The 14130-nt window shown below is 55.1% G+C and carries 12 protein-coding genes; 9 read left to right on the plus strand and 3 right to left on the minus strand.

Going from position 1 to position 14130, the window contains the following annotated elements; translation table 11 throughout:
• The 6 genes from HW452_RS14115 to HW452_RS14140 all read left to right on the plus strand — a co-directional run.
• Window positions 1-829: type VI secretion system Vgr family protein (locus tag HW452_RS14115; protein WP_224106739.1), on the plus strand; the 829-nt coding region annotated here is incomplete at its 5' end.
• Complete coding sequence (locus tag HW452_RS14120; RefSeq protein ID WP_224106740.1) at window positions 820-1620, plus strand: DUF4123 domain-containing protein; 801 nt, start codon at window positions 820-822, stop codon at window positions 1618-1620. The genes HW452_RS14115 and HW452_RS14120, both read left to right, overlap by 10 nt.
• A 92-nt stretch (window positions 1621-1712) precedes the next feature.
• Window positions 1713-3503, plus strand: a complete 1791-nt coding sequence (locus HW452_RS14125) for an alpha/beta hydrolase (RefSeq protein ID WP_263433682.1) — start codon at window positions 1713-1715, stop codon at window positions 3501-3503.
• A complete protein-coding gene (locus HW452_RS14130) occupies window positions 3439-4731 on the plus strand; it encodes a WD40 repeat domain-containing protein (RefSeq protein ID WP_224106741.1) in 1293 nt (430 codons plus the stop codon). The genes HW452_RS14125 and HW452_RS14130 overlap by 65 nt, the downstream gene beginning before the upstream one ends.
• A complete protein-coding gene (locus HW452_RS14135) occupies window positions 4731-5840 on the plus strand; it encodes a WD40 repeat domain-containing protein (RefSeq protein WP_224106742.1) in 1110 nt (369 codons plus the stop codon). Before HW452_RS14130 ends, HW452_RS14135 begins: the two co-directional genes overlap by 1 nt.
• A gap of 213 nt (window positions 5841-6053) precedes the next feature.
• Window positions 6054-7229: a WD40/YVTN/BNR-like repeat-containing protein gene (locus HW452_RS14140; RefSeq protein WP_224106743.1), complete on the plus strand. Its 1176-nt coding sequence runs from the start codon at window positions 6054-6056 to the stop codon at window positions 7227-7229.
• A gap of 234 nt (window positions 7230-7463) precedes the next feature.
• Here the strand turns inward: HW452_RS14140 and araD1 are convergent, their stop codons facing one another.
• Window positions 7464-8456 carry an AraD1 family protein gene (gene araD1 / locus HW452_RS14145; RefSeq protein WP_224106744.1) on the minus strand — a complete coding sequence of 331 codons (993 nt, stop codon included), beginning with the start codon at window positions 8454-8456 and terminating at the stop codon, window positions 7464-7466.
• Between the two features lie 214 nt (window positions 8457-8670).
• Here araD1 and HW452_RS14150 point away from each other — a divergent pair, with 214 nt between their 5' ends.
• A complete protein-coding gene (locus tag HW452_RS14150) occupies window positions 8671-9429 on the plus strand; it encodes a FadR/GntR family transcriptional regulator (RefSeq protein ID WP_224106745.1) in 759 nt (252 codons plus the stop codon).
• Window positions 9430-9468: 39 nt separating this feature from the next.
• Window positions 9469-10395, plus strand: a complete 927-nt coding sequence (locus HW452_RS14155; protein WP_224106746.1) for a Gfo/Idh/MocA family protein — start codon at window positions 9469-9471, stop codon at window positions 10393-10395.
• Between the two features lie 113 nt (window positions 10396-10508).
• Here HW452_RS14155 and HW452_RS14160 read toward each other — a convergent pair whose 3' ends face one another.
• Window positions 10509-11513 carry a glycoside hydrolase family 5 protein gene (locus HW452_RS14160; protein ID WP_224106747.1) on the minus strand — a complete coding sequence of 335 codons (1005 nt, stop codon included), beginning with the start codon at window positions 11511-11513 and terminating at the stop codon, window positions 10509-10511.
• A gap of 241 nt (window positions 11514-11754) precedes the next feature.
• The gene (locus HW452_RS14165; RefSeq protein WP_224106748.1) at window positions 11755-12687 is read right to left on the minus strand and encodes a LysR family transcriptional regulator; all 933 of its coding nucleotides are present in this window, start codon (window positions 12685-12687) and stop codon (window positions 11755-11757) included.
• 267 nt (window positions 12688-12954) lie between these two features.
• Between HW452_RS14165 and HW452_RS14170 the strand changes: the two genes are divergently transcribed.
• The gene (locus HW452_RS14170) at window positions 12955-14073 is read left to right on the plus strand and encodes an aldose epimerase family protein (protein WP_317986358.1); all 1119 of its coding nucleotides are present in this window, start codon (window positions 12955-12957) and stop codon (window positions 14071-14073) included.
• Window positions 14074-14130: the final 57 nt, after the last annotated feature.

The raw sequence follows: 14130 nt of genomic DNA on the forward strand, positions 1-14130 counted from the left end.
GGGTGGGGGGTATGGCAGCATCGCCATTCCCCGTATCGGCCATGAGGTGATTGTCTCGTTTCTGGAAGGCGACCCGGATCAGCCGTTGGTCACCGGGCGCACTTATCATGGCGTGAATACCGCGCCGTACCCGCTGCCCGAGCACAAGACTCGCACCGTTATCCGTACCCAGAGCCACCAGGCCGAAGGCTTCAACGAGCTGCGTTTTGAAGACGAAGCCGGTGAGGAACAGATCTGGCTCCACGCCCAGAAAGACCTGGCGCTGTTGACGCTTAATAACCGCACGGAAGAGATTCAAAACGATAGCCACCTCAAAATACGTAACGACCGTATAAGTGAAATCGACAACGACGACCACCATACGGTGCATGGCCACCGTCATGCCCAGGTCGACGGCGACGATCACCTGACCATCAGCGGCACCCGCCATGAAAGAGTCGGCCAGGCACAGCTGGTGGAAGCCGGGCAGGAGGTGCATCAAAAAGCAGGGGCAAAAACCGTTATCGATGCCGGGGCGGAAATCACCCTCAAGGCCGGTGGGAGCTTCGTTAAACTCGACCCCAGCGGTGTCACCATTTCAGGCCCTCAGGTCCGCATCAACTCCGGCGGCAGCCCCGGCGTGGGGAGTGGGCAGGCAGTAATGAACGCCGTCTTGCCCGGGCATGTGAAGCCGGAGCAGCACGAGCGTATTGCCCCTTTGCAGCAAAACCAGCTGATGACTGCTGCCTTGCAAGGGGCTGCAGTGGTCGAGATATGCCAACGGCTGAAAGACGGCACCAATGATAATGTTCATGCCTGCGCATTAGGGGAACAGTGCCCATGCCGGTAAGCACGCCGACCATGTCAGTCTTTTATCTAGCCGATCTGGCATTGTATCCGTCGCTATTGCGCAGGATGTTTCAAGCAGATGATCGTCCCGTCTATAAGCTTTTATATCTGCAAACGGCTTATGCGCAACACGCACAGCAAGGCCCGGTTCTGATCAGTCCTTCAAATGCCCGTGCCCATGCTGCTGCGTCAGAATGGATGCAGCAGGGCGCGGCTATCGCACTTCGTACGTATGCAACGTTTTCAACGGTGGTCGAGCATTACCGTGGCTTATTGCATGTGGATCGGCAAAGCGGCCCTCCAGCCCTGTTTCGTTACGCTGATCCCCGGCTGTATGCCGGTTTGATCCGTGTCTTGACCGAGGGTGACGTTCACTCATTGCTGGGCCCCGTCAGCGTCATGGAGGGCTTTGCCAATGATGAAACATGGCAGCTTGAATCACCCGCACCGGATAACGAGCCATTAGGTAGCTTCAGGCTAACGGCAGCCCATGAGCAGGCTTTGCAGAGCGCGCGTGATCACACATTCTGCCTGCAACTGATCAGCGACCATCACGTTTCCTATGCGCAAGCGCAGCAATGGTTACAGCAAATGAAACAGCTGCCCCTGGCCACTGAATATGCACGCTGGGAAGGGTGCCAGATATTGGCGGCATCACACTATCGCGCGCCGCTTTCTTCCCAATACATGGCGCAGCTAACGCGGCATGAAGGCTCCTGGCAGGCGGTGCTTGATGAGCTGAAGACGCTGGTCAGTGTGCAAACTCCTCTAACCGACGGTGATGACACATGACAGAGACCCTATCGCCCCCTGCCTTGCAGCCTAGCCGAACCGGCGAAAGCGGCGTCAGCACGCCCTCACACTGCAGCGTTGCGGTCACCGTATTGATCGTGCACCGCGATACCTTGGGTCGTTTTCTGCCCGAGGGTACGCCGGTCAAGCTATGCGATTCCGAGGAGAAGACCGTCAGTGCGCGCATTGATGCCGAAGGCATTAGCCGCCATGAGGGCGTGACGCCTGGAAAGGTCGCCTGGCAGCTGGAAAATACCCATGGCCTGCACCTGGTGGCGGTAGATGACGAGCCGCTAGACCCCCGTGAAGCGGCGGCCGCTCCCCCGGAAGTGGAGGTGGCGATAGAGGAAACGACCATTCAGGCCGTCTACCTCCCACCGCCTATCAGTCTTAACTTGCGCGACGAGAAGACCACGCCAGAAGATGACCTGTTAAGCGAAGAGCAGCTGGAACAGCTACGGTTGGCCGGCAATAACGCCACGCTATTTCTGCATGGCTACAATGTACCCTTGGGCGAGTACGGTACGTTTGCCTCTTGGGGGCAACATGCCGATATCAGTACGCCGCCTCTGTTAACCAACGCGCATACCGCAAGCCGTGCCACGATCTTGCAGGATATAGACAAGGTCGAGATGTCTATTCCGGTTACCCGGGGATACACCGCCAACAACTCGTACCATACACCCATGGAGAATAGGCCAGACGATTTCCGCGAGGCGCACTGTAATGGCAGCGGCGCGAGCAGCTGGTTCGTGCACATGGAGTACCAGCTAAACCGCGCCGCGGGCATGACCGAAGATGACTGGCAGCCCTATACCCGCATGGTGGGCATCGCCTGGTTTGGCGATACCGGAAGCGTCGACTTTTTTCAGGCCGAACTCAATGCGATGGCCGCGGGACGCCGCCTGGTAGCCTTGCTCGAGCAGTTGAACGAAGTCGGTATTGCCATCAATATCATCAGCCATTCGCTGGGCGCGCGCGTGGTGTTGACGGCGCTCAATATTCTCGGTGAGCAGGAGCGCCACCAATGGGTCGACAACCTTTATTTATGGCAACCGGCGGTGGCCGATAATGCCCTGGTCAATGAGGCGTCTCAGGACAGCCATCCGCTAGGCATGGGGATATTCCCGGATGCTCATAAGGCTGCCCGCAAGATTGTCGTGCTGCAATCGCAGCAGGATGGCATTCTTGGGCCGCCGCCAAGCGAGGCAGAAAACGTCTGGGAAGCATTTTGGGAATCTCCTGATCATGTAAGAAATATCTTTTCAGCGGATGACATGCTGGATGCTACCTTAGGAGCGGCTGGGGGGGCCTATAGAAAGAAATGGTGGGCCTTCCCCATTGGCTTATCTGGACCCATCACGGATTACTATATGGGTAAAGCACCAGCCAATACGGTGAGACCCACGCCCCTGAGTTCTGATCCCTATAGTCGTATACATGACGCTAGGCGCGCAGATAATGCCTGGGCCGTTTTCCGAGAACAGGCCATTCAGGAGGCGCGTGAAGCAATCGCCAGCGCCGATCCCTTGCCCATTTACGACCTGCTGGCCCCACTTGCCCATCATGCAGTGGTGAGTGAGGAGCGAGCAGCCGATTATATCGATCGTTTGCAAAGGCTTGTCCAGAGAAATTGGTGGGCAGACAAGGCGCCCAGGGCTGCGCTGGGGAGTATTGGGTTTAGTGCACTTATGCTAGAAAATCGATTTATCGATAACAAGTTAGATAACGATGATTACAGTTTCGTTGACCAAACGCTTTGGCTACTCAATCACTCGGGGATGAAAATCCCTAGTGATGAGGTATTTGAGAAGAGTTATGAAGAAGGAATTATGCAGCCTTTACTACTCAATAGCGGATTTGGCTACTATGCACCGATCTAACAAGAAAATTATGGGAATTGGAATATTTGTGCTCATCCTTATGGCTTGGGGGATACTGGCCTGGAAATCTTTGTATGAGCTTGAGCCAGTGATCTCGCTCAGTATTTCCAGTGATGGCCACTATGTGATCTCTGCCCACGAAGATGGTGCATTGGTGCTGTGGAATGTTGAGCACAAAAAAAGAGAGGTGCTTTCTAATGATGCCAATATCTACAGCGCTTACTTTATCGAAGAGAGCGATGTCTTCCTGTGGCAGGATCAGAATGATGTGGTTTACATCCAGCGCGTTGACGGTGAGGTGATCGAGCAATTCGAACATTTCACTACGTATGGGCATGTGATGGACTCTACCTTTTCCGACTACCTGGCCTCCGATGAGCGTTGGAATATATTTCATGGTCATGGGAACGCCATGCAGCCGGTAATGCAGGATGGTACCTCCCCAAGTTTTGTAGGATCAGGAAAGATATTGAAGATTACTCTCTCGGAGGAAGGACGAAAATTTGTATCGGCTGGCTCGGATAACCGCGGGGGCGCTCCTTCAGTTGATATGGAGGAAGTTCCTCCTGTCTCCCCTGACCGTAGGTTCAGCAGTTACTCAGGACTCACCCTTTGGGATCTTGATACGCTCTCGCCTATTGCTTTATTACCGGGCAACTCCTACAAGCTGGATGCCACTATTAGTCCCGACGGGCAGTGGGTAATCAGTGGTGATGAGAATACAATTGGATTGTTCTGGAATACAGATGAGCCTCAAGAGCGTCATCGAATGGCCAGTTATTATCATGGCCTTTATGATGACACCCTTCCCGAAGGGCTTGATGAAGATGACTATTGGGATGAGAGCCAACTCATTTCCGTTCCTAAATCTAGTAATTCCGATCAATGGGGAAATATTCGTGCCCTGGCAACTCCAACGACGATCTCTTTAGCCTTTATCAATGGCAGTGAGGAATTCTTGCGCATTGGCTACAGCCAGTATCGCAAGGATGGCACTAGTGAAACCTATGCTGCCCTGTTTGAAGTCGGCAACCCCTGGCCTCAGGCTTATCTCGACCTAGGCACGGGCCCTTTTCCCTCCGTCAATAACTACTCCCGCAACCTGAGTATCGACTCCGCGCCTAATGCCAACCTACTGGTCACCGGCCACGCCTTTGATGGCGGTATCACCGTGTACCGCTATGACCCCGAGGAGCGCACGCTGACCAGGGAGTGGGTAGGCCGATAATGCTGGCGAGCCTTAAACACCGGCGCCGTGAACTGGCGATGATTGCTTTAGTTATCGGTTTGGGCACCTGGCTCTGGTCTACGCTTCACCATTTGGGGCCGGTGACCTCGCTAAGTGTTTCCAGCGATGGCCGCTATGTGCTTTCCGCCCATGAAGACGGTGACTTGGTGCTATGGGATGTTGAAAACCAAGAAAGAGAAGTGCTATCCAGTAATGCCAATATCTACAGCGCTTATTTTATTGAGAAGAACGATGCCTTTCTATGGCAAGACCAGGATGATGTAGTTTATGTACAGCGTGTTGATGGTGAAGTGATCGAAGAGTTCGAGCATTTCCCGACGTACGGACATGTGATGGACTCCACCTTTGCAGACTATCTGGCTTCCGATGAGCGTTGGAATATATTTCATGGCTACGGGGAGTCCATGCAGCCCGTGATGCAGGACGGTATTATCCCAAGCTTTGTAGGTTCAGGAAAAATTTTGAAGATTACTCTCTCGGAGCAGGGGCGAAAATTTGTATCGGCTGGCTCGGGTGATAGCGAGAGCCCAAGCGTTGACGAAGTGCAAGCAGTGGCGCCTGAACGCCGATTTAGTAACTACACGGGGGTAACTTTATGGGATCTTGATACTTTTCAGCCAATTGCCATGCTGCCAGGAAATTCGTTCAAGGTAGATGCCACTATCAGTCCAGATGGTAGATGGGTAGTCAGCGGTGATGAGAATATCATTGGACTGTTCTGGAACACGGATGAGCCTCAAGAGCGTCATCGAATGGCTAGCTACTATCACGGCCTTTATGATGACGGTCTTCCTGAAGGGTTGGATGAAGATGACTACTGGGATGAGAGTCAATTGATTTCCGTCCCTAAATCTAGTAATCCAGATCAATGGGGAAATATTCGCGCCCTGGCGACTCCAACCACGATTGCTCTAGCCTTTATCAATGGCAGTGAGGAATTCTTACGTATTGGCTACAGCCAGTATCGCAAGGATGGCACCAGTGAGACCTATGCCGCTTTGTTCGAGGCTGGCAACCCCTGGCCCCAGGCGTATCTGGATCTGGGCACATCCCCTTCCCTTCTATCAATAACTACTCTCGCAACCTGAGTATCGACTCCGCGCCCGATGCCCGTCTGCTGGTCACCGGCCACGCCTTCGACGGTGGCATCACCGTGTACCGTTATGATCCCGAGGAACGCACATTAACAAAGGAGTGGGTGGGTCGTTGATGCTGGCGAGCCTCAAGCACCGACGCCGTGAACTGGCGAAGAAAATTAAGGTAGAGGATAAATTATGCGTCGAGTTCGGTGGGGAGTCGCTGTGCTGGCAATTGTTATCGGCGGGTATGTCATCGGAATCGGCGGCATGTGGGAGCACGTTAGCAATGATTTCATGAAGGACGATACCCCTTATGGGCCTGGCGATTTTCGGATAAGCAATGAGCAAGTGCTATCCATGAAACTTACAAATCCTGAAACTACTTTCAAGCATAGAACCGATGAAGAAGTAAATGCTAACGTCAAGCTTGAATACAGCGAGCGCTGGATGGCTAGTCCCTCTGAACGTGCCAATCGCCGTACTGTACGCATCCTGGCAGGAAATATCGAAGACGGGATCGAGCGACGCTTTGAAGAGCGGGCTCAGCAGGCAGATTGGTGGCTTTCTCCCGACTGGAACACGCTTTATCTTGCGACAGGCTGGTCGGATCGTTCTGTTAATAAGCCCCGAGGGCAGCGCTATCACCCACAGGCCACTCAGCTATTTAAATCCACAGACCAGGGCGAATCCTGGGAAAAAATGCGCTGGCCTGAGCATCAGAACATCTCGGCACTGCGCTTTCTGGATGCCCAGCGCGGTTATCTGATTGGTTGGGGTCCCCATATTTGGCGTACCGAGGATGGCGGTGAGCACTGGGAGGAAATCCCTGTACCCGCCGGGGCACGCAACCCTGAAGACGAACGCCAGCGTTTCGACCTGGTCGCGCTGGGCCAGGATGACGTGCTGCGCATGGCGTTTCTTGATGAGGCCCGTGGCGAAAGCGTCATCTATTCGCTTGCCTGGGGTGAAGACGAACCAGTCTTCGATGTGGCAATAGGTGATTACAGGATTAACGATATCGCCGCCAATGAGCAGGGCGAGGTCTATATTCTGGCCCGCAAGGGGCGCCCCATGGGCTTTAGGCCCAAGAAAGAGCTGGTTAATCACCCCAGCTCTGTTTGGCACTGGAATGGCGACCAGTTAGCCGAACTGCATGAGTTTGATAGCGACCTGGTGGGCTATGCCCTGTACATCACCCCTGAAGAAGGATTGTTGTTTGATGGGGTTAACGAAGGCAGCTTGCTGGGCAAGGATGTCACCGCCATCAGCTACGACGGCGGCGGCGATTGGAAGATCGAAAACGAAGGGCGAAGTGCCGAGGGCGGCTATTACGATACCCGCACCGGCGAACGGTGGCGGGTCTCTGGTTATTCGCTTTACCGGCGGGAAATTCCCTGAGAAAGACTGCCTTTTGACAAGATGATTAAATATCTATCCTGGTAAGACAATAGAGCGGCCTATAAGTCGGGGCCGCCCATTCTCTGCCGAGCTCCTATGCGCTACTCATCAACCATCGGTTCAAACCGGTCGACTGATCGTTGTGTGACGGCGTTTTCCCGCGATACACACCTAACCAGCAGCGTTTGTTAATGTTGTGAAGCGCATGTCAGCGGGTTAGCGTAAAGCATGCCCTTAAAGTGCCTTGATCGCTGCTGGGACACGTGCTGGCTGTCGGCGTAACGCATTGCGCAGGGGCCGGCCAAACCCCTTCAGGCTGATCTCGAAACGGTCACCATCGCGGATCTGGATCTGATCGGCAAAGCTGAGCGTGGCGGTGCCGAAGAAGTGCACGTGGACATCGCCAGGGCGGCGAAAGCCTGGGTATTTGAAGTGATGGTATTCAAGGTTGGCAAGGCTATGAGCCATATTGGCTTCACCGGTTAAAAACGGCTTTTCCCAGAGCGTCTGGCCATCGCGCACGACGCGGCTGGTGCCTTCAAGATGAGCGGGCAGTTCGCCGATCAACAGTTCAGGGCCGATGCTGCAGGCGCGCAGCTTGGAGTGGGCGAGCCACAGGTAGTTGAAGCGTTCGGTGACATGGTCGGAAAACTCGTTTCCTACAGCGTAGCCGATTCGCCACGGCGTACCGTCGTCAGCAACGATATAGAGCCCGGCAAGCTCGGGTTCTTCACCGGCATCCTGGGCAAATGCGGGGGAGGGCAACGCCGCTTCCGGTGCGACGATGCAGTCACCGTCGCCCTTGTAAAACCACTCGGGCTGCGCTCCCGGCTGGCCCTCGGCGGGTTTTCCGCCTTCCACGCCCAGCTTGAACATGCGCATGGAGTCAGTCAGCTCGTCGTCGCTGACCTGGGTCTTGGCGTGCATGGCCGAGCGGGTGTCGGCGCTGCCCAGATGGGTAAGCCCGGTTCCCGTGACCAGGCAGTGCGCGGGGTCTGGATGGGTGACGGGGGGAAGCAGGCGCTGCTCATCGATCAACGTTTGATAGTCGATCAGTACGTCGCTCTGGCGAGCCGTTGCCATCTCTTTCAATGAGCATCCCTCTGCCATCGCCGCCTGGGCAAGGCTGTAGGTGCCACCGTCGATCTCGATAGGCCTGATCTGTTCGTGATTTTCGACCAAGGCTACCCGCACCCTGTTGGCCTCTACGTACTGAATGAGTCGCATCGTGGTTATCCTTGTGTGATGTGAGCTATACAGCTGGGCATTGAGTAATACGGTTAAATGTCATACTTTATGAGCATATGTTCAACATATACTTTTGTATGTTGTTTGTCGCAGGCAGTCACACACTGGCGAGCGAGAGCGCTGGTGAACGGTTGTGATAGCGTCTGGGCAAGTACGCTATGATTAGGCACGAATGGAAACAGGACCGATTGCAGTGACGTCATCTCTGAACAAGCCTGTGGCTCGCCCCAGCATTGCGGAGTACCTGATCAGTGACATCCTGGCCGGGCAATATCGGCCGGGTGACTTCGTGCCGCGCGAGCTGGATCTTTGTGAGCGCTTTGCGATCAACCGGTCGGCGGTGAGAAGCGATCTTCGCCAACTGGTGGACGGGGGGATTATCGAGCGCATTTCAGGGCACGGTTCGAAAGTGCGTGAATATTCACAGTGGCACATTCTTGATCCACAGGTGACCGATTGGCTGACCCGCTACGCGGCGCCCAACCCTGATATTCAGCGCCAGATTCTCGCTTTCCGCCTCGATGTAGAGCCCTACGTGGCGATGACCGCTGCCAAGCGTGCCACGGCACGGGATTTGGTGGCTATCGAAGAGGCATTTGAAGGCCTGGGTCAGAACCTGCGTAATGCCACTTGCCCTGAAGAGCGGCGCTTGCATAGTGAATGCGATGTCGCTTTTCATGAGGCGATCTTCAAGGCGACTCACAACATTGTTTGGGCACAGCTTTCACATATCTTGCGTCCTTCCATCTACATGCTGGTCTCCATGTCCAATGAAAGTGCTCTAGACCCTGACGAGAGTTTGGAGCAGCATCGTCAACTAATGGAAAGTATTCGCCTGCGCCGCCCTCGGGAGGCTTTTTCAGCGGCTCAGGCCGTGTTGGCAGGCACTGCAAAGGCGTTGGGGCTTGAGGATGGTGCCAGCTCGCTAGGCTGTAGCATCAAGCACCGCTGAGCCTTGCATTGATTCCACTTTTGCTAACAAGGCAAGTGTATGTCTCATGTAATGATTGGCCTGGTCGGGGTGGGAAAAATTGCCCGCGACCAGCATATCCCTGCCATGACTGCGGTTAGTGGCTGTCAGCTTGTCGCCACCGCTGATCCTCATGCGGCCCTGCCCGATACCCCCGCCTATGCGTCGCTTGAGGCCATGCTGGATGCTCACCCTGAAATAGCCGCGGTGGCCGTCTGCACGCCTACCCACCTGCGCTACTCTCAAGCACGCCTTGCGCTGATGCGAGGCAAGCATGTACTGCTTGAGAAACCGCCAGGAGCCACGTTAAGCGAGGTAGAAGACTTGATGACGGTGGCCGACCAGCAGGGGGGCAGCCTGTTTGCTGCCTGGCATTCACGCTTTGCGCCGGGTGTTGCCCATGCCAGGCAGTGGTTGGCAGAACGCCGTATTCAGCGTGTTGAAATCGAGTGGAAAGAAGATGTAAGGGTATGGCATCCAGGCCAGGCGTGGATCTGGCAGCCCGGCGGTATGGGGGTGTTCGACCCCGGTATCAACGCGCTCTCCATTGCCACGGCTATCTTGCCCCAGCCGTTTTTCCTGCGCGGTGCCACACTGCAGGTGCCCAGCAACTGCCAGACCCCCATTGCCGCTGAGCTTAGTTTTACCGACGCGCATGAAGCTGTTATCGAGGCGCATTTCGACTTTCGCCAGACCGGGCCGCAAACCTGGGATATCCACATCGAAACCGATGCTGGGCGGCTTGACCTGACTCAGGGTGGCTGTTGTCTGGCCATTGATGGCGAGATGGTCGTCGAGGCCGAAGAGCGCGAGTACGCCGGGCTTTATGGTCATTTCGCCGAGCTCGTCGCCCGGCATGAAAGCGATGTGGATGTCGCGCCACTTCGCCAGGTGGCCGATGCGTTCCTGTATGGCCACCGCGAAATGGTCGATGCGTTTATCGAGTAGGGGCATTCTTTTACAGGTGTGCATGCAGTCACAAGGTCCGGCATGTGCCGGACCTTGCTGATTCGATGGGCGTCGTTCCCTTCAGCAGGGCGTTTCTAGAGCCCTGGCCCGTGTCATTCCACCGAACCGACCTCGGTGCCCCAGTTACTGATGATCTCTTTTACCAGCGTGCCGGAGTCGGTCAGGTCTGAAGCGTTCCACTGGCCTGTAGGGCTAGCACCCGGTCTGATGATGGAGGCACCTTCATTCTTGTCGCTCACCGCCCAATTGAGGTGCGTGATATTGTTTTCGGCGAGAAAGTCCATCCACTCACGCGTGCTCTGCTCGGCCACGGCTCCGCCGCCATCGGCGTTGACGGCGCCCCACTCCGTTACCATCAAGGCGGCGCCGTTATTCAAGGCGGTTTCGGCCTTGTCGCGCAGGGATTGCCCGTGGGTACCGGCGTAAAAGTGCAGTGCATAGGCAATATTGCTGCCCTGGATTGGGTCGGCGGAGGCGGCATCGACGTCTTGCGACCAGGTGGGTGTGCCCACCACGATGAGATTGTCAGGATCGATGTCGCGGATAGCGGCAATGACATCTTCTGCATAGGGCTTGACCACATTACTCCAACTTACCTGCAGCGGCTCGTTGTAGATTTCGTAGATGACGTTGTTGTGGTCACCATACTGCTGCGCCATTTGTTGGAAAAAGCGAATGGCATCCTCCTTTTTATCTTCGCCGTGATGCGTGTGAAAATCGATGATGACATACATGTCATTGTCGATAGCCGCGTCGACAATCGTTTCCACCCGTTCGACATTGGCTTGAGGATCCTGCTGGTAGGAGCCACCTTCATCTGCCCCCATTGCTGCTCTGACGATCGTGGTATTCCAATCCTCCTTTAACCACTGCACCACCTGGGCGTTATACATTTTCTCCTGATCCCAGCCGGTATTGCTCCAGAAAAAGCTGTTACCGGCAAAGCTCTTGGCTTCCCCGCCGCTCAGAATCTGATTGCCTTCGACGCTTAATGGCGGGACGTCCGCAGCGGCAGCGGTACTTGCACTGATTGCTAACGTGATGAGTGCGGGCTTTAACCAGACAGGCTTGGCCGCGGAATTGAGTAGAAATTTCATCAAGTGCTCCTTTACCAACAGGTAGGTGAACTTCAGTGAAACGGCTTATGCTGACGCAGCATCAAGAGCTGAAGCAGCAGTAAGAAAAGCGTAGTTCATGGCTGTATATATATACAGTATTTTTGTAAAAATACGACTAGCCTCCCGATACGTTTCAAACGATCTGGCGAGGTGGCAAGGTATGGTTTCCAGGCTACAAGCGACGGGAGGCGAACGTATTCTTCCAGCTTGTTCGATCAGCTTATTTGATCAGTTCGCGCAGCGTGTTCATCAATACCGCCGCGCCCGGCGAAAGCCGTTGGTGGCGCAAGCTGACCAGCCCGTAGGGCTGCACGTTGAGCGTTTCCACGAAAGGCAGCAGATGAAAGCGTTCGGGAGTACAGAGCAGGTCGGCGGTTTCACGGGTGGTGACAGTAATGGTGTCTGATTTCGAGGCCAGCGCCAGTGATACCAGCAGGTCAGTGGTATCGACTACCTGGCGCGGCGGGGTTACCTGATGGTGCAGAAACAGGCTGTCCACACGCTGTCGCATGAGCGCGCCGGGAGGCTGAAGTGACCACGGATACGCCGCCATATCGGCCAGACTCAGGGGTGTCTTACCTACCAGCGGGTGCCCTTCACGGCAGACAAAGCACAACTCCTCCTCGCCGATCTCTTCAAATACGAAGCGTTCTATATCGCTCCCTGCGGGTATACGGGTAATCGCAAAATCCAGTTCACCTTCCAATAGACGTGGTATCAGCGCTTTGCTGACATCCACCTCCACACTGATCTTGAGCTCTGGGCTGTTCCTGTGTACCCGTTCGATAGCGCTGGTCAGTAGCGTAACGGCAGGCGCCATGACGGTGCCGATGGCTACGGTGCCCATATTGCCGTTACGCAGTGCGCTCAACTCTTTCCCGGTATGGTGCAGCGTCGACAGCACGCTGTGCGCCTGACGAATCATTACCTCTCCATACCAGTTGGGTGTCAGCCCACGCGGCTGGCGATCAAACAGGCGCACACCCAGGTTCGCTTCCAGGTCGCTGAGCAATTTTGAGGCTGCGGGCTGGCTCATGTTGAGCTGGATAGCCGCGCGATGCAGGTTGCGATGCTCGTCAAGCGCCAAAAAAAGCTGAAAATGACGCAACTTTAGTCGAGCGTTGAGAAACCAGTTACTGTCAGGAACGCTCATGGAATAAGCCTTTCAGTGTTTCTGATAACAATAAATGTATCGGAATTAACGTGTTTTTATATTGGTTGGTTATGGCAGAGCCGTCTAGTGTAGAGCGTGTAATAGCGAGCCTCATGTCGCACGAATAACAATAATGACGTCAATAGGAGGAATAACATGCACCTCATGCCCACACACGCAGCTAGCGTTGGTTCGAGGCTAGTGCTGAGTGCAGGTGTCGTTGCACTGCTGACAAACCTTGCCCAAGCCCAAAGCGACCAGGAAGCCATGGCGAATAGTAACGCAGGGAGCACTATCGAACAGTCGACGTTCGGACAGTTGCCTGATGGACGTGAGGTGGAGAGCTACCGGCTGACCAACGCCAATGGGGTCGAACTTCAGGTCATCAACTATGGCGGCACGATCGTATCGCTGAAGGTGCCCGATGCAGAAGGCAATATGGACGATATCGTGCTGGGGTTTGATTCACTGGATGATTACCTGTCCGACACTTACCAGCAGGCCAATCCTTATTTTGGCGCGCTTATCGGCCGCTACGGTAACCGTATCGCCGAAGGTCAGTTTACGCTGGAAGGAGAAACCTACACGCTGGCCACCAATGACGGTGATAACCATCTGCACGGCGGCGAGCAAGGATTCGATCGCGTTTTATGGCAGGCCGAGCCGTTTGAAAATGACGCAGGTACGGGGCTGGTGCTGCGTCACCTCAGCGAGGATGGCGAAGAGGGCTACCCCGGCGAGCTTGCCGTTGAAGTCACATATACCCTTACCGATCAAGATGAGCTGATCGTCGATTACCAGGCCGAAACCGACAAGACGACACCCATCAACCTGACGCAGCATAGCTACTTCAACCTCAAGGGTGAAGGAAATGCCTCCATCCTTGATCACCAGCTCATGCTCAATGCCGATGCCTTTACGCCGGTAAGCGAAGCGTTAATTCCTACTGGCGAACTGCGCGACGTGGCTGGCACGCCGTTCGATTTCACCCAGGCCACACCGATCGGGGAGCGCATCGATCAGGACAACGATCAACTGCGTTTCGGGCAAGGCTACGACCATAACTTTGTGCTCAATCGAGACGATGCCGAACCGGGGGATCTCGTGATGGCCGCCAGGGTGTGGGAGCCACAAAGCGGCCGAGTGCTGGAAATTGAAACCACCGAGCCCGGTATCCAGTTCTACTCGGGGAATTTCCTGACAGGTGACCTGATCGGTAAAAACGGGCAGGCCTATCCACAGCGCTCCGGCTTTGCCCTGGAAACTCAGCACTTTCCCGATTCACCCAATCAGGACGGCTTTCCCAGCACCCTTTTGCAGCCGGGCGAGACGTATCGTTCACGCACCCTCTTTCGCTTCTCCGTCCAAAGCGATATGGGCGCATAACGCTACGGCTGACTGACCGTAGAGTGTGATAGCAACAATAACACCAACAACGAAAGC

Origin of the sequence: Vreelandella aquamarina (assembly GCF_020075495.1) — a bacterium.
Lineage (GTDB): Bacteria > Pseudomonadota > Gammaproteobacteria > Pseudomonadales > Halomonadaceae > Vreelandella > Vreelandella aquamarina_A.

Bases quoted from the DNA above. Each gene is read 5' to 3' on its own strand.
- HW452_RS14155 (WP_224106746.1), top strand. From the start codon at position 9,469: ATGTCTCATGTAATGATTGGCCTGGTCGGGGTGGGAAAAATTGCCCGC.
- HW452_RS14135 (WP_224106742.1), top strand. From the start codon at position 4,731: ATGCTGGCGAGCCTTAAACACCGGCGCCGTGAACTGGCGATGATTGCT.
- HW452_RS14130 (WP_224106741.1), top strand. From the start codon at position 3,439: ATGAAGAAGGAATTATGCAGCCTTTACTACTCAATAGCGGATTTGGCT.
- araD1 (WP_224106744.1), bottom strand. From the start codon at position 8,456: ATGCGACTCATTCAGTACGTAGAGGCCAACAGGGTGCGGGTAGCCTTG.
- HW452_RS14120 (WP_224106740.1), top strand. From the start codon at position 820: ATGCCGGTAAGCACGCCGACCATGTCAGTCTTTTATCTAGCCGATCTG.
- HW452_RS14165 (WP_224106748.1), bottom strand. From the start codon at position 12,687: ATGAGCGTTCCTGACAGTAACTGGTTTCTCAACGCTCGACTAAAGTTG.
- HW452_RS14160 (WP_224106747.1), bottom strand. From the start codon at position 11,513: ATGAAATTTCTACTCAATTCCGCGGCCAAGCCTGTCTGGTTAAAGCCC.
- HW452_RS14170 (WP_317986358.1), top strand. From the start codon at position 12,955: ATGGCGAATAGTAACGCAGGGAGCACTATCGAACAGTCGACGTTCGGA.